Source organism: Cysteiniphilum marinum (assembly GCF_014857925.1).
Classification (GTDB): domain Bacteria; phylum Pseudomonadota; class Gammaproteobacteria; order Francisellales; family Francisellaceae; genus Caedibacter; species Caedibacter marinus.
Genome location: NZ_JACYVZ010000001.1, coordinates 275,528 through 299,287, shown reverse-complemented (window position 1 = coordinate 299,287; position 23,760 = coordinate 275,528). Strand labels below are relative to the sequence as shown.

The following is a 23,760-nucleotide window of genomic DNA, read 5'->3' as shown; positions in this document are numbered from 1 at the left end:
AAAAAGCAAGAACAGATAATAAGCAAAATATTAATATTGTAACTGAAGATAAAACCATGCTAAATTAGGGTGGTTTAAGCGGCAATTGTAGTTGTCGTTAACCGGCAAAGATAATTGTCGTTCAATAATCTATGTTGATGGCAAAGAAAATGCCGTCATCGATAATAATGAAAGTTACTTTGTACCGATGTCGGTATATAAAGAGCATAACGTACAAGTTCAAACTCATGAACTGACCCTAAGTGTTCCTCATAATGATCGTGATGTGACACTTTATCCAGGTAATGTTGAAACCATTGCACTTAACGCCAAACCTGCTGTTTTGATTATGGGCAACTTTGTTAATACACAAGGAGAAATACTGAGTTTTGCTAAAATTACTGGCGGACTAGAACCCAGTGAAACCGATGGCGATGGCTTTGCACAAATTGACGTGATACTAGGAGAGAAGCTTACCCTTGAGACCAAAGATGGACAAAAATGTACAGTCAACTCTAATGATTTAGAGGCAGAGGATGGCATCGCCTTCCAAGATGAAATTATCTGTGAATAGTTTTTTTATTGTTTTTTAGGCTAAGACTAAATATTCACCCACAAGCGCCCACCCTACCCTGAGCGTAAGTCGAAGCGGTGCACTGAGCATCAGTCGAAGTGGGTAAGCTTGGGAAAATAACACTTCATAGAGGCTTCGACTTACGCTCAGCCAACGCTTACACCATCAAAGTGGGCAAGGAACATGGTCATAGCCGTTTTTTATTATGCTTAAGCGCATCTCTTAATTGATCAAAGCTAATCATCGACTCATGATCAGTTTCTTTTCTAGCAATCAGCTCATTACCTTTATAGCCATAACCATAAAACACTTCATAACTTACTGATAACCCAAATTTTTCCAGTCTCTCACAAAAACGTTGCCAACGCGCTTTACCTGTTAAGGTTTTGCGCATTTTAGTATCAGCTAAAGGCTCATTCAGTTCACGAATATCGGTGAGTAAAGTGTCGATCGTTTCATATTGAAGCTTCAGCGTTTCAGCATCCATTACCACACTTTGATATTGTTCTTTTTTTAACAGATCACCAATATCATGCATATCTAACATTTGATTGATATGCACCATACCATCAGTGAGCTGCCAAGCTTTTTTGATCTCTTGTAAACTGCTACTGCCAAAGCTTGTAAAAACTAAAACACCTTGCGGTTTTAGCTGTTTATACCAATCACGTAATTGGGTATTAATATTTGCTGCTTGCTGAATTTTACACTGTGAAATAATCACATCATAAGCTATCTCTGGGTTGAGTTTGCGATGTATTGTTGCATTTGGGTACAACGCTTTAATCGCTGCTAAATGTGAATCTAGCCCTTCTGCAAAGACATATTGAGGATTTAATTTAATAAAACTTAATTTATCTAATAAACGCTCAGCAATTTCATTTTTTATAAAGCTATCATGAACAAAACGCCGCTCATATTGCTGATGCTTTTTTTGAAATAATGGTTGATCAAACATATTTATTAAAACCTATAGCAATTATATTTATTTTTTTCTAACTTACACCCTTCGACTTCGCTCAGGGTACGTAGTAATCAAAACTGTTGAACTAATATTTGACTTAATCTATTTCTGCTCACGCAGCTTATCTAAATAGCGCAACGACAATACATGATAAATTGGCTCTTTACAAATTACACGTGAGGAAGCTGTGCCTAGAAGTGCTGCCAACATAATTGGTAACAGCATCCCACTTGAGACATTTTGCGTCATTTCCGACACAATGATAAAGCAAGTAATCGGGCTTTGTACCACGCCTGAGAAGTAAGCAACTGTACCAATCAAGACAATTGCACTTGCATATTTAGGATCAAAAAAACCACTCATCATATGACCAAACCCAGCTCCTGCTGATAAAGAGGGGGCAAAAATCCCGCCAGGGATACCGCTAACAAATGACAGTAACGTTGCGATCATTTTCCACAATCCAAAGAAAATAGATACATGCACATCATGACCATTTAACAAGGCAACTGCAGTTTCTTTGCCGCTACCGTAAATAACGCCACTTGTGCACACACCAATTACCGCAATAACAAAACCAATGCTACCTGCAAATAACACAGGGTGCTTGCGAACAATGCCTACGACAGCTGCGGATACAAATAATAGCATCCGACTAAATAGTCCACCTAAGAAACCACAAACAACGGCAACAATAATAAGTACGATCCAGCCACCGCCTAAAATATCGAGTGTCGCCGAGCTCGCACCAAAGTAGGCGTAATTGCCCATAATCTCTAAGGATACAAAACCACACAACACCACAGTGGTAATCATCGTACCGGTAATGCCTTTATCAAATGAGCCTGCTAACTCTTCAATGGCAAAAACAACCCCTGCCAAAGGCGCGTTAAAGGCCGCTGCAATACCTGCGGCCCCTCCTGCTAATAACAAACCTTTTTCCGTGTCTTCACGGTTAAACTTCTCTAATCGCCCTAAGAAGTGCATAACGGATGCACTTAATTGAATTGTCGGTCCCTCGCGCCCAATCGATGCACCACTTAAAAATCCTAATGCGGTTAATAAAAACTTACCCAGTGCAATACGCATTGACACCATCTTGCTACGTCGTTGCATATTCTTAACTTTGAGTGCTGTCATTACTTGAGGAATACCACTACCTTCAGCACCATCAAAATAGGTTTTCAGCAAATAAATAATCACCATAAAACCAATTGGCATAATAAATAAAGGCCAATAAGGGTGAGCTTGACTGAGTTCATTGAAACTGTCATTGAGATTGTCACACAGATAAGCAAACAATACACATATCAATCCAACAAGAATCGCCCCACCCCAGAAGATCAAACGCCTTCGCCAAAGTGATAGAGACATAAGTTTGCGTGATTCAGTGAAAATCTTATCTTTTTTTAACGCTTTTAAATCAAAATACTTCATGAAAACTGTCTTTACCACTCTAAGCAAAATTGCTGGCGCTATTTTACGCTTTAGTTTCTTGAAAAAAAAGTACAAACAGCTTAATAACTATGACAAAATTAGCTTTACATTATATTAGTTTGAGTTAGTCCAATGAAACAAACGCATATTATTACCATCACCTATACTTCACCTGCTGAGGTTATAGATCAAGTTAGAGCAAAACACCGTTCATTTCTCGATCGCGGTTATGAAAAAGGACTATTTATTGCCTCAGGACCTAATAGTTCACGTAATGGCGGTGTGATATTAGCTTCAGGCGATTTAGATGAAATTAAAACGTTATTGCAGGAAGACCCCTTTATTACTGAAAAAGCAGCAAGCTATAGTTATCATAGCTTTGATCCAGTTAAACATGCCGAAGCATTTAAGGCATTTATTTAAACTAAATGTTTGATATGCCCTTCAAGGCTATCAAGATAGCTCTCAATCGTTGATTCGTCACGATCAAGTAAAGTAATAAGCTCTTTGACAAAACCTTCAATAAGCAAACTCGTTGCTTGATCTTTGTTAATCCCACGTGATTGCAGATAGAATAACGCCTGCTGATCAAGCTGACCAATCGTCGCGCCATGACTACAAACAACATCATCAGAATAAATCTCAAGCTCAGGCTTGGTATTGATCTCAGCAGTATTCGTTAACTGAATATTACGATTGTTTTGTAGCGCTTTGATGCTATGTAAGCCTTTAGCAACATATGCTTTCGCATTAAAGGTTGCCGATGCCTTACCACCAACGACACCACGAAATGCGACGTCACTTTGCGTATTAGATGCATTATGTTTGACATTAAAGTGATAATCCGCTTTTGCATTATGTGTTAAAGCGTAAATACCCTTTGCATTAAAAATAGCACCTTCACTTTGCAAATTCACATCAAACTCAATACGCTTGAGTGCAGCATAAGCCGCCATTTGAAAGGTTTCATAATAGGCATTTTTGGCTATTGAAAGTTTTAGTTTATGCGTCACCAATAATGCTTCAAAGCTTGTGTTTGCCAAGGCGTCATAGCAGCACTTGGCACCCTCTTTAAGATCGATATTGCTACAGATATTGGCCGCTGAATAGGTATCGCCTAATGCAATAAAATTCTCACAAATCATACACTCCGCATATTCATCAATCACTAAGGTATGCTGATAATTAACCAACATCTTCTGGCTATTATCGGTGTGCAAATACGTCATGATAATAGGCTTTGTCAAACGCGTATTTTTCTTAACCTGAATCGAGGCCCCGCCTAAATACGAGGCAATGTTTAGATTAGACAATGCATCACTACTCTCGCGCTGAGGCTGTCGTGACAGACTATCATTAATGATCACACCATCAATGTCATCAACATGAGCAAGTTGTCCATCAACAAAGACAATATTATGCATATCCGTATTTAGATTAATCATTGACAATGTTTCGTCAATATTTGTATTGGCTCCAAGCTTAACTTGGGCAATATCGTACTTTCGATACAAAGCAGTTAAATCAGTATAACGCCACTGTTCATTTTTTTTATTTGGAAAACCCTGATCAACAAATGCTTGCCATGCATTTTCACGCTGTTTAATCGCCTCATCTGTCAGATTAAGCTTAGAAATCGGCTGCTCTAATTGCAACATAGTGTGCTCCTTAGTCATTAATCCAAGCATAACCTTTATCTTCAAGCTCAAGAGCTAGCTCTCGACCACCTGATTTAACAATCTTGCCATCTGCCAAAACATGGACAAAATCAGGTGCGATATAGTTTAATAAACGTTGGTAATGGGTAATCACAATAAAGCCACGCTCACCATTGCGCATATGATTCGCGCCCTTTGATACCACTTGCAGCGCATCGATATCAAGACCTGAATCCGTCTCATCTAAAATACATACTTTAGGTTCAAGCATCATCATTTGCAGCATTTCATTACGCTTTTTCTCGCCACCGGAGAAGCCCTCATTAACACCGCGCTTCATATACTTTTGATCCATCTCAAGGATATCCATATTCGCACGCAGTTTTTTCATAAAGCTCATTGCATCAAGCTCGCTTTGCCCTTTAGTTTTGCGTGTACTATTGACGGCTGTTTTTAGAAATTGTGTATTGCTAACACCTGGGATTTCAACCGGATATTGAAAGCTTAGAAACATCCCAGCATGCGCACGCTCTGACGCATCCAGATCAAAGATATTCTGACCATTTAACAGGACTTCACCTTCAGTCACTTCATAACCTGGTTTACCCGAAAGCACATTACCCAACGTACTTTTACCGGCACCATTTGGTCCCATAATCGCATGTACTTCACCAGGTTTAATCTCAAGGTTAATCCCTTTTAGTAGTACTTTATCTTCAACCTTGGCATGTAAATTTTTAATCTCTAACAACATATCGTTACTTCGCTTTTTCTTAATTTACTTTTCTACTTACTGAGGTTACGCACTCCATTTATTCCAACACCCCGCCTCACAAGCTTAAGCACTCCTCTTAAAAAGAGGGATATAACATCAACCTTTACCTAATTCCCCTCTTTGCAAGAGGAGTGGTAGCCGTAGGCTGACGGAGTGTTTTAAAATCATAGTTTTTCTAAAACACGTAACTTCAATTATTTACTTTTACTCTTGTACCTTTGAAAGCTTTTACACTTTCTCTTATTTCACTAGCCTATTGCACCTTCTAAACTAACTTCCATCAATTTTTGTGCTTCAACCGCAAACTCAAGGGGTAGTTTTTTAAAGACATCTTTACAAAAACCATTCACTATCATCGCTACTGCATCTTCTTCTGACATGCCTCGTTGTCGGCAATAAAAAAGCTGCTCATCAGAGATTTTTGATGTCGTTGCTTCATGTTCAATTTGCGCTGATTTTGATTTATTTTCAATATACGGATAAGTATGCGCGCCACACTCATGCCCAATAAGTAAAGAATCACATTGTGAGAAATTGCGTGCATTATCCGCCGTTGGCAACATGCGCACTAGCCCACGATAGGCGTTTTGCGCGCGCCCTGCGGAAATCCCTTTTGAGATGATCGTGCTTTTGGTATTTTTGCCCATATGAATCATTTTGGTACCGGTATCTGCTTGTTGCGCATGACGAGTTAATGCCACAGAGTAAAACTCACCCACACTATTATCCCCGCGCAAAATAACCGATGGATATTTCCATGTAATTGAGGAGCCTGTTTCTACTTGTGTCCATGAGATTTTTGCATTGGCGCCCATGCACACACCACGCTTGGTCACAAAGTTATAAATGCCCCCTTTACCGTCTTTGTCTCCAGGATACCAATTCTGCACAGTTGAATATTTAATTTCAGCATCTTTTAATGCCACTAGCTCAACCACCGCTGCATGCAACTGATTTTCATCACGCATCGGGGCGGTACAACCCTCTAAATAACTGACATAGCTGCCTTCATCAGCAACAATTAAGGTACGTTCAAATTGCCCCGTATTTGAAGCATTAATCCGAAAATAAGTTGATAACTCCATCGGACAACGCACACCTTTGGGAATATAGACAAATGAACCATCGCTAAATACAGCAGAGTTTAATGCCGCAAAATAGTTATCTGTTTGTGGCACCACTGAGCCAATATATTTCTCAATAAGCTCAGGATATTTTTGTAACGCCTCTGAAATTGGGCAAAATATCACACCCGCTTCGGCAAGCTTTTCTTTAAAAGTGGTAACCACAGACACTGAGTCAAAAACAGCATCGACTGCAACACCAGCGAGCATTTCTTGCTCATGCAAGGGAATGCCTAGTTTGTTATACGTCTCAATTAACTCTGGATCAACCTCATCTAAGCTTTTTGGCTTATCAGCTGCCGATTTAGGCGCTGCATAATAACTAATCTCTTGATAATCAATTGGCTCATAATCAACATGCGCCCAAGTTGGCTCTTTCATGTCTAGCCATTTATGATAAGCCTGCAAGCGCCATTTGAGCATAAACTCAGGCTCATTCTTGCGCTTGGAAATCTGCCGAATAATATCTTCATCCAAGCCATTACGAAAACGCTCTTGTTCAATCTCAGTCACAAAGCCGTGCTTATATTCCTGATCAAGCATTTTATTTATTTTTTCATCCGTCATGTCGCATGATCTCTTTACTGTTTTCTTTCTTAGTTTGGTTCATATTACTTAAATTTATTTATTTTATTCACCTACTTCATAAGATGATGTCTTCATCAACTCTAGTAATTTAAAACTACTTAGTGTTTCGCGGACTTTCTTATTAATCACATGCCAATACCCACCCATATGACAATCATTGACAGAGCATGATACAAATCCTGCACTGCAACACTCGGTAAACGCAAGCTGCCCATCAATTGCCTCAACAATATCAAGTACTGAAATTTCACTCACATCACAAGCCAAGGCATAGCCACCTTCAGCACCACGTTTGGCAAGTAATATCCCTTTTAGACTCAAGAGTTTGAGTACTTTGCGCACCGTTGGTAGATTAAGCCTCGTAAGGCTAATAAGATCAGTGGCACTGTATAATCCTTGCGGATTTTGCGCAAATTTGAGCACAATCATCACTGCATAATCAGCAAGTTTACTGACTTTCAACATCAAAATAGTACTGGCTTGGTATCATATGCGCAAAGGGTAATGGGTTTTAGCGTTTGTGTCAACGGATTAAAAGTTTGTTTTCCTTTAATTACGACGATAATCATCGATACAAAAAACATTTTGCATTTTGTTTTTTTCAAGGTAGTCTATCTTTCTAGTCACTGATCTTTCGGGCAAGAAAAACTTAAATGCAGCACAATAAATATCTAAACACACAGTTATCTAGCTTAAATGGCTGTGCTGCTATTTTCATGCCTATTTGCTGTTGTTGTCGATGTATTAAGCCTAATTAGGATTTACTGCACCCCTATTAATCCATTGTTATTTATGTCCAGTTTATCTTTAATTAGGCATCTTAATCTTTTTAATTTTTTTAATCTTTGATATTTTAAGCGTAGAAACATAAACAATGAACAGGATAACCTTATGTTTAAATCAGTACTTTTATTTATTTTAGCGGCACTGTTTCTCTTTTTTGAAATGGCACTTCAAGTCTCACCTGGCATTATGACCGAAAACCTTATGAGCAGTCTGCATATCGATATATTCTGGCTTGGCGTGACCTCTGGGGCTTATTTTATCACCTATACTTTAATGCAGATTCCAGCAGGTCTTATTTATGATCGATTCTCTGCACGCAATGTGATTATGTTACCCCTTTTGATTTGCGTCATTGGTGGGTTTCTGTTTGGACTTGCACCAAACTTTTATCTTGCGGCTTGCGCACGTATTTTCATGGGCTTTGGCTCAGCTTTCGCCTTTATTGGCGTGCTTGTCGTTGCCAGTCATGTTTTTAGTAAGCGCTATTTCACTTTAATAGCAGGTATTACTCAGATGCTTGCAGCACTAGGTGCCATGTGTGGCGCGCTACCACTGATCCCACTGATTGATCACTTTGGTTGGCGTGCAACGATGATGATTATTAGCAGCTTTGGCTTGATTCTTTTGATTATCATGTTTTTCTATCTAAAACTTCCTAATAAACACCTAACAACGAAACCCGTGACAAGCTCATGGCTTGCTTTTAAGTCTGTTGCTCGTCAATCGCAAACGTGGATGATTGCAATCTATGCTTGTTTACTGTGGATGCCAATGGCAGTTGTTGCCTCACTTTATGGTATTCCTTTTGTTGAACAATACTTTAACGTTCCTTTTTCAGTTGCTGCAACCATTGTCACTTTCATGTGGATTGGTATTGCTGTTGGCAGCCCTTTGTTCGGTTTTCTTGCCGATAAAATGGGACGTATCAAACGCGTGCTTATACTTTGCGCGGTAATTGGCACTGTCGCTTTTGGGTTGATTACACTAGTGCCAATTAATAGCGTCACACTCCTTGTCATATTATTTTTTGCTGCAGGCGCTGCATGCGCGGGACAAGCATTAAGCTTTTCTTTGGTTTCACACAATAATAAACTTGAGCATCGCGCCACTGCCATCGGCTTTAATAATATGGCCGTTGTTATTTCAGGCTTTATTTTTCAGCCATTTGTTGGCTATGTCATCCGTGCAAGTCAATCACAGCCAACAACAAACTATTTATATGATGGTTCTAGCTATCATAATGGCATGATGGTTGTTTTGCTTTCCTATTTTATCGCGACTGTTGCAGTTATCTTATTCATCAAACAAAAAGCTTAATATTCAACAGGTGATATTTTGATACTCTCCATATCCAAAAAGCTCACCAAGACTATCATTCGTACCAGTCTCTTATTAAAACGCACTTTGATGTGCTTCTTTATGGAAAAAATCAATATCTGAGGTTGCTGAGCGTGCAAACTTGGTACGCTTACGCCATTTATAGCCCAGATATAAAAGAACAAACAAAATCACACCACTATATGTTGCAAAGAAAGCACCCCATGTCGCGCTACCCGATAGCATTTGCTCAACTTGCGCACCAAACATCATAATCACCAAAGCAATGATCGATATAATTGGTCCATATGGATAAAACTTTGATTTATAAACTAAGTCATCAAGAGACCTACCTTGCTTGATATACGCACGACGAAAACGTAAATGACTAATAGAAATACTCAACCAACCGATATATCCAGACAAGCTGATTAAATTCACTAACCAGTTGAAAATTGCGCCATTACCGATAAAAGAGGCTAAGAAAAACGTCGCTCCCAAGATCGATGTCACTAATACCCCAATCACGGGCACACCACGACGATTCGTTTTAGATAAGACTTTGGGCGCCTGTTTTGATTTAGATAAATACCATAACGTACGCGATGAAGTATAAATACATGAATTAGCAGCTGACAATACAGCCGTTACCAATACAATATTAACAAGTGTTGCCGCATAGGTGAATCCTGTGCTTTGAAACACCATGGTAAAAGGACTCATCGCCACATTCGATTCAGGGTTTGCTAACCAACTTGCAGTATATGGTACCAAAAAGCCAATAATACCTAATGCACATACATAAAATAAGGTCAAACGCCAAAATGTACTACGAATAGCTTTAGGTATCGCTTTTCTTGGGTCTTTTGCCTCACCTGCGGCAACACCGACAATTTCTGTCCCTTGGAATGAATAACCGGCAATCAAAAACACGCCTAGTATCGTAAATATTCCACCATTAAATGGTGCATCTGCAACATGCCAATTACTAAAGCCAACAGCATAACCATTCTCACTAATGCCAAAAATAGCCAATGCGCCAACCAAAATAAAAATGATAACAAATGATACCTTTATAAAGGATAACCAATATTCTGACTCGCCATACATTGATACTGAAAATAGATTCACCGCAAGAATAATGACAAAGAAAATCGCACTCCACATCACCACTGGGGTATCTGGAAACCAAAACTGCATTAACAGTCCAGCACCTAATAAATCAGCAGAGATGGTCATGGCCCAGTTAAACCAATAATTCCAGCCCATGGCAAAGCCAAGTGCTGGATCAACAAACTTTTCTGAATACTTATTAAAAGACCCTGTGCATGGCGCATATGTTGACATTTCACCTAGGCTAGTCATTAGCATATACACCACAATCGCAACTAATGCATAACCTATTAACGCGCCACCGGGTCCTGCCTGTGAAATGGCTGAACCACTTGCAAGAAATAACCCTGTACCAATAGTGCCACCTAACGCAATCATTGTTAAATGACGCGTTTTTAAGTCACGTTTTAATTTAGTTGATTTCATACCTTCCCCTTTTTAATGTAACACACTCAAATTTAAGTGTACTTGATAACATTCGTTAACATCCTATCAATCAATCCTCACAGTAATTTACCGAAAAAAATGAGCATGTGCGACAAAAATATCAAATAAACATTATAAAAATTACATAAAAATGACAAACTCGACAAAAGGAAGGAAATAAGCCAACAAAATTGAAAATAGGCTAGATATCATAACGAAATTAAATTACTCACAACATTGGATGTTAACCATTTACAGATTAAACTGAATCTCTGCTATTTTTGGCACTGTTAACATTTGCGTCAATGTCGCAATATTTTCTTGCAAAACAGGCATATCAGGATTGATGCAATTAGCAACCCAGCCAATACAGGATATTTGTTGTTGTTTAAGATAGTGTTCAGTTAACAAAGCATGGTTAATACAGCCAAGCTTCATACCAACAACTAAAAGCACTGGAATATCGAACGCCTTTAAATAATCCGCCCATGTTTCATTGAAATTTAATGGCGTTAATAAGCCCCCAGCGCCTTCAATAAAAGTGATATCACTGCTAATTTGCGCTAAAGAATGCTTGGTTTGCGCAACAAGTTTTTCAACAGTTAATGATTTATTTGCTTGCTTTGCAGCAATGTGTGGCGCAATGGCAGGTTCATAAACGTTAGGGTTTATTACTTCATAAGAAAGTGGTGCAGAAGAAGTCTCTTGCAAAGCCAATGCATCCTCATTAACTAAGTGACCATCTTTGTTAAAGGCGCCTGATGCCATTGGTTTTAATCCAGCGACTGTTAAGCCCTGCTTTTTTAATTGATTCATTAAATAAACACAGACATAAGTTTTGCCAACTTCGGTATCTGTACCGATAATGGCGACTTTCTTATGTTTTGTTAATGAAGAGATATTCATTTGTTTTCCTTATTAATTATTTTATAAAAGGTATCGCATAGGGCGTATGCAATACGCCCCTACAAAGATCCTTGTAGGGGCACTTCACGAATGGCCCGGCATATACCACACACCACCGTAAAGGCAATTCATGAATTGCCCGATGCATACACCATCGTAGAGGTAATTCAATAATTACCCCTTTGTAATAACATATAACCCAACCTCATAACTTAACGTTGTCATTTGTTCATTATCATCACGCAAATATCGCCAAAGTGATTTCACCTCTGGCTTTTCACCCTTCTCACTCTTTTCATCTCCTAAATAACTATTCACACCGGTACTCTTTAGATGTTTTAACTGTGCCATTCTATTAACAAACTCTAGTTGAATGCTTTGCTTATCGATACTTAGACACTGCCAATTAAATGATTTAAACAACGATTGCATTTCATGATGCATTGTAAACTTATTAATACGAACAATTTTTTTAAGCTCCTCAAAGGTGCCATCCAACGGAATAGAAAACGCAAACATACCATTTACAGTCAACACTTGATCAATGTATTTGAATAATCTTTGTAAGCAATAAGACCACTGTAGCGCCATATTACTATAGATAACATCATATTTTTTTTGCGGTAATGTTTGCCAGAAAAATGATTGATTAAAATCACCTTGTATAAAGTTAAAGTTGCACCTTGATATCGACGAGCTATCAACTGCTATCTCCTTTGCTTTATCAATTAACACATCTGCAATATCAACTGCATCATAAGTCAATGGCATAATCTTTTTTACTATATCAATACTGCTAACACCATCACCACAGCCTAGCTCTAATATGTGCTGTGTATTTCGAGTTTGCTCAAGATACTGAAATACCATATTTTTCAAGTTTTCATCTACCTTGCGTTGCACTTGATCGTGTTGATGATAACTGTCTTTAGCGGCACTAAAGCTTATACGAGGTGATTTTAGCATGCGCTTACCTCACTCCCAGCAAGATGTAATAAGCCTAAGTGGCTTTGGTTCTTTGTGAGCTTACTATTAAATAACTTTGCCAAAGATGTACTATCAACAATCGCATCATTTTCTGCCAGAAATATAGTAATTCCAGTTTCTTTACACAAAGCAATGACATCTGTTATTGGCATTCTTTCAGTAAAAGAAAACATCCACTTTAAATAGTTTAATTGGCTATGATACTCTGCGTCTTTTGCCAATAGGCAATATGACTCTAGATCTTTAAGCCTATCAACCTCTGGAAAAGCAACAAGCTTTAAAAATTTCTGTGACAGTTTTTGGGGGTTTAATTCATATTGTCTTATAAAGGCTTGTTTTTTCTCATCACTAGAAAATTGCCATAACAACGGCAAACCATAACAATAAATGCTTTTATTTTTGATATCTAATTTATTTTGTTGAATAAGTCTCAAAACCCACAAGCCACTATGTGACCATGCATGAATGACTTGGGCTTTGGCTAATTTCCTTGATAAATACTGCAATACTTGTTCTTCATTTTTTTCACCCATGCTCTCAAAAAAAGGCATATCGATGCATTGATGAGCGGATATTTCAGGGTGAAATACTTGCCAAAGACTCGCTTTAAAGCCCCAACCTGATAAAAACACATGATTTTGAGTACTCATAACACACGTACCAATTGATCTAATAATGCTTTAATATCACCTATATCATGCAACGCGGTAAGTGATATGCGTAGTCGTGCACTATGCTCAGGTACTGTCGGTGGACGAATACATGAAACATAAAAACCTTTATCTTTAAGCATATTTTGTATGTTTTGCGTTTGTTGGTTATCACCAATGATAACGCTGCGAATTGGCGTCAAATCATCTGACACAACATGAAGGCCTAGTCTCTGTGCATAGTGGTTAAAAAAGGCAATATTTTCAAACAACTTGTCACGCAAATAATTCCCCTCCATAACTAGCTTTAAACTCGCATTTAAAGCCGCAACAACCGGAATGGCAAGTGCTGTGCTATAGATATAACTACGCGCTGTTTGTATCAATAGCTCAATAAACTGATCACTTGCACAAACCAATGCACCCATAGCACCTAACGCTTTGCCGCATGGAATAATCATGACAGGTACATTCTCAAAATTTAACCCCGCATGATTTACCGCACCCTTGCCTAATTGACCTAACACACCAAAGCCATGCGCATCATCAACAATAAGTTGAATAGGATCAACATTGGCAAGCTTTGCTAAAGGCGAAATATCACCATCCATACTAAAAACACCTTCGGTAATGACATAGTTAGCTTCTGGATGCTTTTGAAGGATCGCATGTAAACTATCAATATTTTGATGCGGATAACGCTTAAGCTTGGCGCCTGATAAGGCAATGCCATCTAAAATAGAGGCATGAACTAATTTATCCGCAACCACTGTCTGAGCATTTTTTCCTATTAGGCTCATCACCGCTAAATTGGCATGATAGCCAGAGTTAAATAGCAAAGCACGTGGATAGCCTACAAATGCCGCTATATCATGTTCTAACGCCTCAATAAGATAGTGACTTCCTGAAACAATGGCTGATGATGTGCTACCCACACCATAATACTCAATGGCTTGCTGCGCCTGTTTTTTAACCTCCACATGCTGTGATAATCCCAAATAATCATTACCACTAAAATTGATTAACCCTAGTTCATCAATATGGATAAACTTATCTTGTATTTGGGTAAATACGCGTTGCCGATAACGCCCGCTATGTTTAATTACCGTTAAGCGCTCATCATTCGCTAACAAGCTCATGATGCTCCTCATTGTTTTTTGTTACTTTAAAGCCAAGTGTATTGAGAAGCTTCAGATCATGATTCTCTGAAGGATTTGCTGCAGTTAATAATTTATCACCATAAAAAATAGAATTTGCCCCTGCTAAAAATGCTAAAGCTTGCATTTCATCACTCATTTGCGAGCGCCCTGCTGACAGTCTGATTTTTGAGCTTGGCATTAAGATTCTTGCCACAGCAATCGTGCGCACAAAGTCAAAGCTATCAACCTCTGCTTTTTTTAGTTTATTGCCAAGTGGTGTACCTGGCACTGGAATCAATTGATTAATTGGCACGCTTGCCGGTGGTGTTTTTAAATTCGCCAGTGTCACTAACATTTGTAAACGATCATCAATTGTCTCCCCCATCCCAAGAATGCCACCGCAACAGACTTTCATGCCTGCATTTGCTACTTCTTCCAGAGTATCTAAACGCGATTGGTAATCTCTCGTACTAATAATCTCTTGATAAAACTCCTCTGAGGTATCCAGATTATGATTGTAATAATCAAGACCTGCATTGGCTAATTCTGTTGCTTGTGCTTTGGATAACATTCCCAAAGTCATACAAGTTTCCAATCCCAATGACTTAACTGATTGGATAATCTCAAGTAATTGTGGCATCGCTTTCTCCGGTGGATTGCGCCACGCAGCCCCCATACAAAAGCGCTTAGCACCAAGATCTTTAGCTCTTTGGGCTTGTGATACAATACTCTCTACATCCATTAACTTTTCTTTTTGAACACCCGCATTATAATGCCCACTTTGCGGACAATACTTGCAATCCTCAGGGCAACTGCCTGTTTTAATGCTTAGCAGTACACACAGTTCAATTTCATTAGCAAAATTTTCGCGATGTACCGTTTGTGCCGTAAATAGTAATTCATTAAATGGTTTGTTATATAAGCTCTGTGCATAATTTAAATTAATCATTGGCATTATTATCCTTTATCCTTTGTTTTTCACATTGTGATACTTTTACATCGGCAACAATCTAGATATACTTGCCACTTTAGTCAACTTATAATTTTATTAAGGTTTACAAAAAATGTATTCGACCAATCTTTGGCACCCTTGCTCACAAATGAAAGATTATGAAACCTTCTCGCCTCTTAATATTACCAAAGCCAAAGGCAGCTTTATCTATCATAATGACAAACCGATTATTGATGCAATCTCAAGCTGGTGGTGTAAGTCATTAGGTCACAGCCACCCAGATTTGCAAAAAGCTTTAACACAGCAACTAGGCACACTTGAGCATACCATTTTGGCAAATACCACCAATACAACCATTGAGCAATTAACGCAAAAGCTCTGCCAACTTACCCGTACTGACAAAGCACTTTTTGCCAGTGACGGCTCTTGTGCTGTTGAGATTGCGATGAAAATGAGTATTCATGCACGTGTTATCAAAGGACAGACAAACAAAACGCATTTTGCCGCACTGCAAAATGGATATCATGGTGAAACTTGCGCCACCTTAAGCGTGAGTGATTTAGGTTTGTACAAGCATGCTTATCAATCCTTATTATTTGATTGTACTTTCTTGCAAGATATTCCTTATGTGACTGGCATTAACGACCCACTTTGGCATGATACACAAAGTGCTTGGCAAAAATCACAAATGCAATTAGAAGCAATTAAAGATAAGCTTAATGCCGTGATTCTCGAGCCATTGATTCAAGGTGCTGGTGGCATGCTGATTTATAGCAAAGACTATCTAGCAAGACTGGCTAAGTGGTGTAAGGAGAATGATGTTTACTTAATTGCCGATGAGATTATGGCCGGCATTGGGCGCACCGGTAAAATGCTCGCCTGTGAACATGCTGATATTACACCTGACTTTATTTGTTTATCTAAAGGCATTACTTCAGGCATGCTTCCTTTAAGTATTTGCTTAACGCATGATGATATTTATGCCCTTTTTTATGATGATTACGCAACACAGAAAGCCTTTATGCACTCGCATACCCATAGTGGTAATACATTGGCTTCAAGAGTCGCTTTAGAAACACTCACTATTTTTGAGCGTGAGCGTATACTTAACTATGTTAATAACACATTGGCGCCAACGATGCATAATATCATGCTAGAAATCGCTCAAAGCACTCAAAAACTGCATAATGTTCGCAGCCTTGGTGGCGTTGTTGCTGCTGATTTAAAAACCACAGAGCCACGTGCTGGTTATAAGCTTTATCAAAGAGCCATAGAAAAAGGCGCACTAATGCGTCCATTGGGAAATACTATTTATTGGCTGCCACCACTAAATACTGATATTAAAACGATAAATAGGCTGGGAGAGATATTGCTTGAGCTATTATGAAGCATCAATGTATAACTATTGGCTAATCATTAGTCAAAGCTATTAGTTTCTTCCCTTCCCTTCGACTGCGCTCAGGGAACGGCAAAGGTATAACCGTTGGCTGAGCGTCAGTCGAAGCCATTTATTGATTACTCCAATGCCTTAATAAACTGACGTATTTTATCAGCTGCTATTGTTGTATCATCTAAATGCTGCTCAATTAATGAAGTAAAGTAACTACCTACAATTGCCGCATTACCACCGGCTTGCCATACTGCGTGAACATGCTCAGGTTTTGAAATACCAAAGCCAACGACCATAGGTTGATCAATCAACGCTCTTACGTGCTTGATTCGTGCGATGGTTTGTAGAGCAATCTCGCTTTTAGCACCCGTGGTACCAAAACCACTTAACACATAATTAAATGCACTACTATGACTGGCTAACTGCTTGACACGCTCATCAGATGAGTTTGGAGCAACCATTTGTACCGCACCAATATTATACTTCCTAAGTAATGCCTCATGCGCTTGTGACTCTTCTAACGGTAAATCAGCACAAACCACACCATCGATGCCAACCTGTGAAAGTTTCTGATAAGCGCTTTCACCTTGTTTAAATAAAAGGTTGTAGTAAATGAGTAAGCCAATTGCGATATCTGGATACTTTTGACGAATAATACTTAGCATCTCAATACAGCGATCAAACGTCATGCCTGATTTTAGTGCCCTTTCCATTGAGCGTTGATTGGTTGGACCATCGGCAATTGGATCAGAAAATGGAAAGCCAAGTTCAATCGCTTCAATACCACTATCAATTGCTGCAGATATGATATGTAGGCTTTCATCAAAATTAGGATCACCCAAGGTAAAAAATGGCATAAATATTTTTTTGCTGTGATTTCTAAACAATGTGTCAAATCGATTACTCATCGGAAAGTCCTTTATATCTAAAATAACTCTGTAAATCTTTGTCACCACGCCCTGATAAGTTGACCAAAATGGTTTTACCCTTCAACTGCGATTGCGCCAATTGAAACGCCAATGCTAATGCATGCGCTGATTCAAAGGCTGGAATAATACCTTCTTGTTTTGATAACGCTTCAAATGCCGCAATAGCCTCATCATCAGTGATAGTAAGATAGCTCACGCGTTTGCTCTCTTGCAAATAAACATGCTCAGGTCCAATACCAGGATAGTCAAGGCCGGCTGAGATCGAATAAGGCTCTTTGATCTGCCCATCTTTATCTTGTAAGAACAGTGATTGCATACCATGGAACACACCTATTTCACCTTTATTCATCGTTGCCGCATGCTCACCAGTTTCAATACCTTTTCCAGCAGGTTCAGCGCCATAAATAGCCACATTCTCATCACTCAAAAAGCCACTAAATAGTCCAATTGCATTACTACCTCCACCAACACAAGCAATAACTGCATCAGGTAAAGCATTGGTTAATTTAAGCATTTGCGCACGTGCTTCTTTACCAATAACCTCTTGGAAGTAACGCACTAAGGCCGGAAATGGATGTGGTCCTGCTGCAGTACCAAAGCAATAATAGGTATCCTCGGCATGTGTAATCCAATCACGCATGGCATCATTGATCGCATCTTTCAATGTTGCACTTCCTGATGACACGCTGTGAACCTTAGCACCAAATAATTTCATGCGCTCAAGATTAGGCTTTTGTCGGGCGATATCTACAGCCCCCATATAGATCTCAACTTGAAGCCCAAGCATCGCTCCTGTCATTGCCGTTGCCACACCATGCTGACCGGCACCCGTTTCAGCGATAACACGCTTTTTGCCAAGGTATTTAGCCAAGAGCATCTGCCCAATGGTGTTATTGGTTTTATGCGCACCACCATGCAATAAATCCTCGCGCTTAAGATAAATATTGGCACCATATTTATCTGATAAGTTATGTATATAAGTAATCGGTGTTTTGCGTCCTGCGTAGTCTTTTAACAAACGTTTAAATTCTAACTGAAAGGATTCATCTTGTTGAATGGCGATAAAGCCTTTCTCAATCTCTGTTAAAATCGGCATCAAACTCTCTGGCGCATAACAGCCCCCAAATTGCCCATAGCGTGTATTTAATTGCATAAATTAAAATTTAAGTTAAGCATAAGTGCCGTTACGATAACATGCTTTTTATCAACGTACAAAACAATTTTGCAATTATGTATCGATACACAAATACAAGACTATCATAATCAACTATTTTTTAGATGGGTTATTAGTTATATTTTCAAGTAAAGCATACTCATTTTTTAACAGATCAAAAAACATCACTAATTTCTGGCGGCAAAAATGCAGTAATTTTTGATTACTTTGACGATCATCTAACAGCAACAAGGCGTGATAAACCGACATAAGTTCACGCATTGTTGACAGCAACACCTTAATCATATTGATTTGCACCTTATTAAGTTCTATTTTGGTGTTGATAAAGTTCTCAACCACATGCTTTTCTTGCAATGTCAACTCATCGATAAGCAACCTTAATATCTCTTTATCCAAACTCTGATCAAAGCCTTCCTCTTTATCTATTGATGTCTTGTTTTTTCCTTCTCTTTGCATTAAAAACATTTCAATAATCTCTTTATGCGTCAAATAAACCGATGAAAATTCTGCATAAAATTTTTCTCTTAAATTGCGCTGTTTTAATAGCCTACTAATTAGCAGAATCACTAATGCCCCTATTGCAATATCTAATATGCGTGCGATAAGTAACGACACATCCCAAAAGGATAAAGTACCAATAAACATCACCACAAAAATACTACTAAAGAAAACGCCCACCGCATAATGCACCACACTAAAATAAAGCGTATAAAGCGCTAACACTAAGATCACTGTGATAATCACATAAAACGGCACATAAAGATTTAACACATAATAAGCAAACGTCCCAATAAAGCAGCCGGAAATCGTATTGACGATAACGGCTTTAGAACGAAGTAGAACCTCTCTGGCATGCACGCTAATGCTAATGGATATAATTGCCAAAACACTCCAATAGTTACGTTGTAACCCAATGGCTTCGGTTAATACAATTGCAATTAAGCAAGCGCTTGCTACCCTTATTGCCAACAACTTATACGCCGGTAACGCATTTAACCAATTAGTTAATCTCATGCACGACCTCTCTTAAAGATAGCGCAGTGTTATGCATACTCTCAAGAATAAGTATTATCTCAAAAACAAGGACTTGGCAGCCTTTCAAGCTAGATGCTGTTAATACTTCTTGTTTAAAATGATCGCTATATGTTTTAAATTGATTTAACTGATGTTTAAAATCCTCATCTTTATTCATCAAAAACACCCAAACGGCAAGCTTCGTTGCCATATAAACGATATCTTTAATTGCCGTTTTTTTAATAATATTTTCCGCAATAGCCGATTTTCTTTTGGATAGAGTGTAGTAGAAAAAGATCAACCGAAAGGTATTTTGCACTAAACTGTGATAATGCCCATAGCATTTATGCCAAGCAATTTTGCGCTTAGGCAAAATAATCCAGCTAGCACCTTTATCATGTAAAGTAATGAGCCTTTTATTAACTTCTTTTTGGGTTTTATCTATATCAAAAATATCTGCATTGACATCAAATGCCATACGTAAGATATAGCGTGTTTCATTTTGCAGCAAAATCGCATGCATCTGTAAGACGCGTAATAACTGCCTTGGTGTATCCCATGGGCGCAGCATCAGCACCAGTACAAAAAAGGCGATCCCTACACATAGTAGACTAATATATAACTGTATTAAATCTTGTTTAAGTACTGGTAATTGAATTGATGATATCGCCAATACAATCACTAAGTAACCAGGAAACTGATTAAATATAGGGTCATATTTCCTTACCCAAAAGGCATAATACGCACAAATAATTAACAAGGTAAAACTTAATAACTTATAGGGGTACAGCCAATAAGAGGCAGTTAATGCTAAGGCAAATCCTGCTAAAAACCATAGAAATATCTTGCGCCGTGAATATATATCGCCCACTGCGCAAACGATGGCAGCAAATGCCAGAAAATAAAACACCCAAATAATTACCTCATAAACAAGTCCAAAGCGCCATGCGATTAAAAAATATACAATCATAATCGCACCAACTTTGATCACCATAGACAACACATGTGCCCCGGGATCATTCTTTGATAAGTTGTATATAAAATGTTTTATCATTTTTACTGTGATCCATGTTTATTATCTACACGCCATGCTATAATGCGCCCAATTTTTATGGTTATAAGCAAATCTTAATGCCATTGCAAATTATAGCGTTTAAACGCTAGAAATGCAGTGACACCGCTGCAACTTAGGGGTACAAAAGCGTGAGACATGATGAAACAATGTTAGAAAAACTTCAAAATGGGGAGTTTAAATTAAGGAAATCTGAACAAAAAGTTGCGAATTGGATCATTGATAACAGCCATGCAGCGACTTCTTTAAACATCACTACAATTGCACAAAACATTGGTGTTAGTGAGCCAACGATTGTCCGCTTTTGTCGTGCGGTGGGTTGCAAAGGTTTTCAAGAGTTTAAGATTCGCTTTGCTGAGGAGCTAGCCCTTGGTAAAATCAATGAATCTATTGATATTAAGCTTGATGACTCTACTGCGGTTGTTAAAGATAAGGTTGCCCAATACGCACGTGCTGCTATTGCTAATGTTGATCGTGAAATTGATGCTGAGCAACTGGAGTTAGCGACACATATTTTGATTGACTCTAATAAAGTCGTTGTTTGTGGTTTTGGCGCGTCAAACTGCACTGCTTTTGATAGCTTCCATAAACTCTTTAGAATGATGCCAAAAGTTGGCTACTACCCTGATATGCATATGTCGGCAATGGCGATAGGCTCTTTGGAACCAGGTGACGCAATTATTGCCATTTCTAACAGTGGCAAATCAGAAGCCTTGATTAGCCTATGCAAGCTAGCACGTAGCAATGGTGCAAAAGTGATTACGATCACTGATCCAGGCTCACCGGTTGATCAAACAGCAAGCGTGCGTTTGAATATCAAAAAGCAAGTCGATACCGGATTATTTGTACCGATGGCACATCGCTTAAAGCAGTTAACAATTATCGACTTTTTGGTATATAACTACGCAAGATTGAATGAGCAGCGTGCAGCTCAGCGTTTAAAGAAAACAAAAACGGCGTTAACCAACTTAAAGCAGCAACACAGTATTATTTAGTTATTTTGATCATTCCCACTCAATCGTTCCTGGCGGTTTGCCTGTGACATCATAAACCACGCGTGATATGCCTTTGACTTCGTTAACAATCCGATTAGAAATAAGACCTATCAAATCATAAGGCAAATGCGCCCAACGCGCAGTCATAAAGTCGATCGTCTCAACCGCTCTTAAGGCAACGACATAATCATACTTACGCTGATCACCCATCACACCAACAGATTTCACCGGTAAGAATACAGCAAAGGCTTGACTGACTTTATCATAATAGCCACTTTTCTCTAGCTCTTGCATATATATCGCATCGGCTTGACGCAAGATATCAGCATAATCTTTTTTAACTTCACCTAAGATACGCACACCAAGACCAGGGCCTGGGAATGGGTGACGATAAACCATGCGATATGGCAAACCTAGCTCAACACCCACTTTACGCACTTCATCTTTGAAAAGCTCTCTTAACGGCTCAACCAGTCCAAGCTTCATATCTTCAGGTAAACCACCCACGTTATGATGTGACTTAATCACATGCGCTTTACCGCTACTGCTGCCTGCTGACTCAATCACATCAGGATAAATCGTTCCTTGCGCTAACCATTTAGCATTTTTAAGCTTTGCTGATTCTTCATCAAAGATATCAACAAACAAATTACCGATAATTTTGCGCTTTTTCTCAGGATCATTAACCCCTTCAAGCTTAGCTAAGAATCTCTCCTCGGCATTCACACGCACAACATTAACATGCATATTTTCAGCAAATGTCTGCATGACTTGATCACCTTCGTGCAAGCGCAACAATCCAGTATCAACAAACACACAGGTCAACTTCTCGCCAATGGCTTTATGCAAAAGGGCAGCAACCACCGATGAATCAACACCACCTGATAAGCCTAAGACGACTTCATCAGATCCAACTTGCGCTTTAATTTTTTGCACGGCATCTTCAATAATACTTGCAGGATTCCATAATGCTTCACAGCCACAGATTTTAAAGGCAAAGTTCTCGAGCAACTCTTTGCCATAAGCAGAATGCGTCACCTCTGGATGATATTGCACACCATAATATGGCTTTGCTTTATGTGCCATTGCGGCAATCGGTGCATTTTCAGAAGATGCAATTACTTCAAACTCATCTCCTAGACCAACCACTTTATCACCATGGCTCATCCATACATCTTGAGTTTGCGGCACTGATTCGTACAAAGGATTTGCTTTACTGATTTCAATCTTGGCATAACCAAATTCACGTTTATCAGATGAGGCAACTTCACCACCGAATTGATGTGCCATGGTTTGCATACCATAGCAAATGCCAAGTACAGGGATATTCAATTCAAACACACATTCGGGCGCTCTAACATGTACCGACTCATTAACTGACTCAGGTCCACCTGAAAGGATAATGCCACTGGCAGCAAAATCTTTAATAAAACTGACATCAACATCATAAGGATAAATCTCACAATACACACCAATTTCACGCACACGACGCGCGATCAATTGTGTATATTGCGAACCAAAATCTAAAATCAACAATCTATGCTTATGTATATCTTGCATACAGGAAGTACTCATCACCACGTTAAAAACTGCCCGCGATTATATCATGCCAATAAAACATTGCATCCATTTGCTTGAAATTGCTGATAAAATTTAAGTGCCGAGGTAGTTAACTCACCTGTGTCATAGATATATAGCTTAAGCAGGCGTCACACCTGAACATCATCTTCTGCTATTAATAGCCTGCTAAACATTCATAATAGCCACCCTGCGCATTGTAAGCAGTTAATTAATGCACTAGCAGAAATAAG

22 protein-coding genes are annotated in these 23,760 nt (G+C 38.8%); 5 read left to right on the top strand and 17 right to left on the bottom strand.

Annotated elements, in window-relative coordinates; genetic code table 11:
• The first annotated feature begins 91 nt into the window (after positions 1 to 91).
• Positions 92 to 553, top strand: coding sequence for a CS1-pili formation C-terminal domain-containing protein (locus tag IE867_RS01270; RefSeq protein WP_192482960.1), 462 nt, complete (start codon positions 92 to 94; stop codon positions 551 to 553).
• A 187-nt stretch (positions 554 to 740) separates the two neighbouring features.
• Here the strand turns inward: IE867_RS01270 and IE867_RS01265 are convergent, their stop codons facing one another.
• Positions 741 to 1,511, bottom strand: coding sequence for a malonyl-ACP O-methyltransferase BioC (locus IE867_RS01265; protein WP_192482959.1), 771 nt, complete (start codon positions 1,509 to 1,511; stop codon positions 741 to 743).
• A 108-nt stretch (positions 1,512 to 1,619) separates the two neighbouring features.
• Entirely contained in the window at positions 1,620 to 2,954 is a 1,335-nt protein-coding gene (locus IE867_RS01260) for a chloride channel protein (RefSeq protein WP_192482958.1), read from the bottom strand.
• Between the two features lie 132 nt (positions 2,955 to 3,086).
• Here IE867_RS01260 and IE867_RS01255 point away from each other — a divergent pair, with 132 nt between their 5' ends.
• On the top strand, positions 3,087 to 3,377 hold the full coding sequence (locus tag IE867_RS01255) for a YciI family protein (RefSeq protein ID WP_192482957.1): 291 nt from the start codon (positions 3,087 to 3,089) through the stop codon (positions 3,375 to 3,377).
• On the opposite strand, the gene sufD is transcribed toward IE867_RS01255, so the two are convergent.
• The 4 genes from sufD to IE867_RS01235 form a co-directional block, all read right to left on the bottom strand.
• Positions 3,374 to 4,612 carry a Fe-S cluster assembly protein SufD gene (sufD, locus tag IE867_RS01250; RefSeq protein WP_192482956.1) on the bottom strand — a complete coding sequence of 413 codons (1,239 nt, stop codon included), beginning with the start codon at positions 4,610 to 4,612 and terminating at the stop codon, positions 3,374 to 3,376. The two genes, IE867_RS01255 and sufD, sit on opposite strands and share 4 nt — an antisense overlap.
• A gap of 10 nt (positions 4,613 to 4,622) precedes the next feature.
• On the bottom strand, positions 4,623 to 5,366 hold the full coding sequence (gene sufC / locus IE867_RS01245) for a Fe-S cluster assembly ATPase SufC (protein ID WP_192482955.1): 744 nt from the start codon (positions 5,364 to 5,366) through the stop codon (positions 4,623 to 4,625).
• Between the two features lie 269 nt (positions 5,367 to 5,635).
• Entirely contained in the window at positions 5,636 to 7,078 is a 1,443-nt protein-coding gene (sufB, locus tag IE867_RS01240) for a Fe-S cluster assembly protein SufB (protein ID WP_192482954.1), read from the bottom strand.
• A 63-nt stretch (positions 7,079 to 7,141) separates the two neighbouring features.
• Complete coding sequence (locus IE867_RS01235; protein WP_192482953.1) at positions 7,142 to 7,564, bottom strand: SUF system Fe-S cluster assembly regulator; 423 nt, start codon at positions 7,562 to 7,564, stop codon at positions 7,142 to 7,144.
• Between the two features lie 426 nt (positions 7,565 to 7,990).
• Here IE867_RS01235 and IE867_RS01230 point away from each other — a divergent pair, with 426 nt between their 5' ends.
• Positions 7,991 to 9,202 (top strand): MFS transporter, encoded by a 1,212-nt coding sequence (locus IE867_RS01230; protein WP_192482952.1) that lies wholly within the window; start codon positions 7,991 to 7,993, stop codon positions 9,200 to 9,202.
• Positions 9,203 to 9,277: 75 nt separating this feature from the next.
• On the opposite strand, the gene IE867_RS01225 is transcribed toward IE867_RS01230, so the two are convergent.
• From IE867_RS01225 to bioB, 6 genes are all read right to left on the bottom strand, one after another.
• Complete coding sequence (locus tag IE867_RS01225; protein WP_192482951.1) at positions 9,278 to 10,741, bottom strand: amino acid permease; 1,464 nt, start codon at positions 10,739 to 10,741, stop codon at positions 9,278 to 9,280.
• Between the two features lie 252 nt (positions 10,742 to 10,993).
• Positions 10,994 to 11,647: a dethiobiotin synthase gene (bioD, locus tag IE867_RS01220; RefSeq protein ID WP_192482950.1), complete on the bottom strand. Its 654-nt coding sequence runs from the start codon at positions 11,645 to 11,647 to the stop codon at positions 10,994 to 10,996.
• Positions 11,648 to 11,821: 174 nt separating this feature from the next.
• Positions 11,822 to 12,613: a methyltransferase domain-containing protein gene (locus IE867_RS01215; protein WP_192482949.1), complete on the bottom strand. Its 792-nt coding sequence runs from the start codon at positions 12,611 to 12,613 to the stop codon at positions 11,822 to 11,824.
• Entirely contained in the window at positions 12,607 to 13,284 is a 678-nt protein-coding gene (locus IE867_RS01210) for a hypothetical protein (RefSeq protein ID WP_192482948.1), read from the bottom strand. The genes IE867_RS01215 and IE867_RS01210 overlap by 7 nt, the downstream gene beginning before the upstream one ends.
• The gene (locus tag IE867_RS01205; RefSeq protein WP_192482947.1) at positions 13,281 to 14,423 is read right to left on the bottom strand and encodes an aminotransferase class I/II-fold pyridoxal phosphate-dependent enzyme; all 1,143 of its coding nucleotides are present in this window, start codon (positions 14,421 to 14,423) and stop codon (positions 13,281 to 13,283) included. Before IE867_RS01205 ends, IE867_RS01210 begins: the two co-directional genes overlap by 4 nt.
• Entirely contained in the window at positions 14,404 to 15,372 is a 969-nt protein-coding gene (gene bioB / locus IE867_RS01200; RefSeq protein ID WP_263971895.1) for a biotin synthase BioB, read from the bottom strand. The genes IE867_RS01205 and bioB overlap by 20 nt, the downstream gene beginning before the upstream one ends.
• A gap of 115 nt (positions 15,373 to 15,487) precedes the next feature.
• Between bioB and bioA the strand changes: the two genes are divergently transcribed.
• Entirely contained in the window at positions 15,488 to 16,762 is a 1,275-nt protein-coding gene (gene bioA / locus IE867_RS01195) for an adenosylmethionine--8-amino-7-oxononanoate transaminase (protein ID WP_192482945.1), read from the top strand.
• Positions 16,763 to 16,890: 128 nt separating this feature from the next.
• Here bioA and trpA read toward each other — a convergent pair whose 3' ends face one another.
• From trpA to IE867_RS01175, 4 genes are all read right to left on the bottom strand, one after another.
• Positions 16,891 to 17,673: a tryptophan synthase subunit alpha gene (trpA, locus tag IE867_RS01190; RefSeq protein ID WP_192482944.1), complete on the bottom strand. Its 783-nt coding sequence runs from the start codon at positions 17,671 to 17,673 to the stop codon at positions 16,891 to 16,893.
• The gene (gene trpB, locus IE867_RS01185; RefSeq protein ID WP_192482943.1) at positions 17,666 to 18,847 is read right to left on the bottom strand and encodes a tryptophan synthase subunit beta; all 1,182 of its coding nucleotides are present in this window, start codon (positions 18,845 to 18,847) and stop codon (positions 17,666 to 17,668) included. The genes trpA and trpB overlap by 8 nt, the downstream gene beginning before the upstream one ends.
• Before the next feature lie 114 nt (positions 18,848 to 18,961).
• Entirely contained in the window at positions 18,962 to 19,882 is a 921-nt protein-coding gene (locus IE867_RS01180) for an FUSC family protein (RefSeq protein ID WP_192482942.1), read from the bottom strand.
• On the bottom strand, positions 19,869 to 20,936 hold the full coding sequence (locus tag IE867_RS01175) for a hypothetical protein (RefSeq protein ID WP_192482941.1): 1,068 nt from the start codon (positions 20,934 to 20,936) through the stop codon (positions 19,869 to 19,871). Before IE867_RS01175 ends, IE867_RS01180 begins: the two co-directional genes overlap by 14 nt.
• A 167-nt stretch (positions 20,937 to 21,103) precedes the next feature.
• Here IE867_RS01175 and IE867_RS01170 point away from each other — a divergent pair, with 167 nt between their 5' ends.
• Positions 21,104 to 21,949 (top strand): MurR/RpiR family transcriptional regulator, encoded by an 846-nt coding sequence (locus IE867_RS01170; protein WP_192482940.1) that lies wholly within the window; start codon positions 21,104 to 21,106, stop codon positions 21,947 to 21,949.
• 9 nt (positions 21,950 to 21,958) lie between these two features.
• Here IE867_RS01170 and guaA read toward each other — a convergent pair whose 3' ends face one another.
• Positions 21,959 to 23,509, bottom strand: coding sequence for a glutamine-hydrolyzing GMP synthase (gene guaA / locus IE867_RS01165; protein ID WP_192482939.1), 1,551 nt, complete (start codon positions 23,507 to 23,509; stop codon positions 21,959 to 21,961).
• Positions 23,510 to 23,760 lie beyond the last annotated feature (251 nt).

Coding starts and splice junctions, on each gene's coding strand:
- IE867_RS01265 (WP_192482959.1), bottom strand. CDS start 1,511: ATGTTTGATCAACCATTATTTCAAAAAAAGCATCAGCAATATGAGCGG.
- IE867_RS01260 (WP_192482958.1), bottom strand. CDS start 2,954: ATGAAGTATTTTGATTTAAAAGCGTTAAAAAAAGATAAGATTTTCACT.
- IE867_RS01255 (WP_192482957.1), top strand. CDS start 3,087: ATGAAACAAACGCATATTATTACCATCACCTATACTTCACCTGCTGAG.
- sufD (WP_192482956.1), bottom strand. CDS start 4,612: ATGTTGCAATTAGAGCAGCCGATTTCTAAGCTTAATCTGACAGATGAG.
- sufC (WP_192482955.1), bottom strand. CDS start 5,366: ATGTTGTTAGAGATTAAAAATTTACATGCCAAGGTTGAAGATAAAGTA.
- sufB (WP_192482954.1), bottom strand. CDS start 7,078: ATGACGGATGAAAAAATAAATAAAATGCTTGATCAGGAATATAAGCAC.
- IE867_RS01235 (WP_192482953.1), bottom strand. CDS start 7,564: ATGTTGAAAGTCAGTAAACTTGCTGATTATGCAGTGATGATTGTGCTC.
- IE867_RS01230 (WP_192482952.1), top strand. CDS start 7,991: ATGTTTAAATCAGTACTTTTATTTATTTTAGCGGCACTGTTTCTCTTT.
- IE867_RS01225 (WP_192482951.1), bottom strand. CDS start 10,741: ATGAAATCAACTAAATTAAAACGTGACTTAAAAACGCGTCATTTAACA.
- bioD (WP_192482950.1), bottom strand. CDS start 11,647: ATGAATATCTCTTCATTAACAAAACATAAGAAAGTCGCCATTATCGGT.
- IE867_RS01215 (WP_192482949.1), bottom strand. CDS start 12,613: ATGCTAAAATCACCTCGTATAAGCTTTAGTGCCGCTAAAGACAGTTAT.
- IE867_RS01210 (WP_192482948.1), bottom strand. CDS start 13,284: ATGAGTACTCAAAATCATGTGTTTTTATCAGGTTGGGGCTTTAAAGCG.
- IE867_RS01205 (WP_192482947.1), bottom strand. CDS start 14,423: ATGAGCTTGTTAGCGAATGATGAGCGCTTAACGGTAATTAAACATAGC.
- bioB (WP_263971895.1), bottom strand. CDS start 15,372: ATGATTAATTTAAATTATGCACAGAGCTTATATAACAAACCATTTAAT.
- bioA (WP_192482945.1), top strand. CDS start 15,488: ATGTATTCGACCAATCTTTGGCACCCTTGCTCACAAATGAAAGATTAT.
- trpA (WP_192482944.1), bottom strand. CDS start 17,673: ATGAGTAATCGATTTGACACATTGTTTAGAAATCACAGCAAAAAAATA.
- trpB (WP_192482943.1), bottom strand. CDS start 18,847: ATGCAATTAAATACACGCTATGGGCAATTTGGGGGCTGTTATGCGCCA.
- IE867_RS01180 (WP_192482942.1), bottom strand. CDS start 19,882: ATGAGATTAACTAATTGGTTAAATGCGTTACCGGCGTATAAGTTGTTG.
- IE867_RS01175 (WP_192482941.1), bottom strand. CDS start 20,936: ATGATAAAACATTTTATATACAACTTATCAAAGAATGATCCCGGGGCA.
- IE867_RS01170 (WP_192482940.1), top strand. CDS start 21,104: ATGTTAGAAAAACTTCAAAATGGGGAGTTTAAATTAAGGAAATCTGAA.
- guaA (WP_192482939.1), bottom strand. CDS start 23,509: ATGCAAGATATACATAAGCATAGATTGTTGATTTTAGATTTTGGTTCG.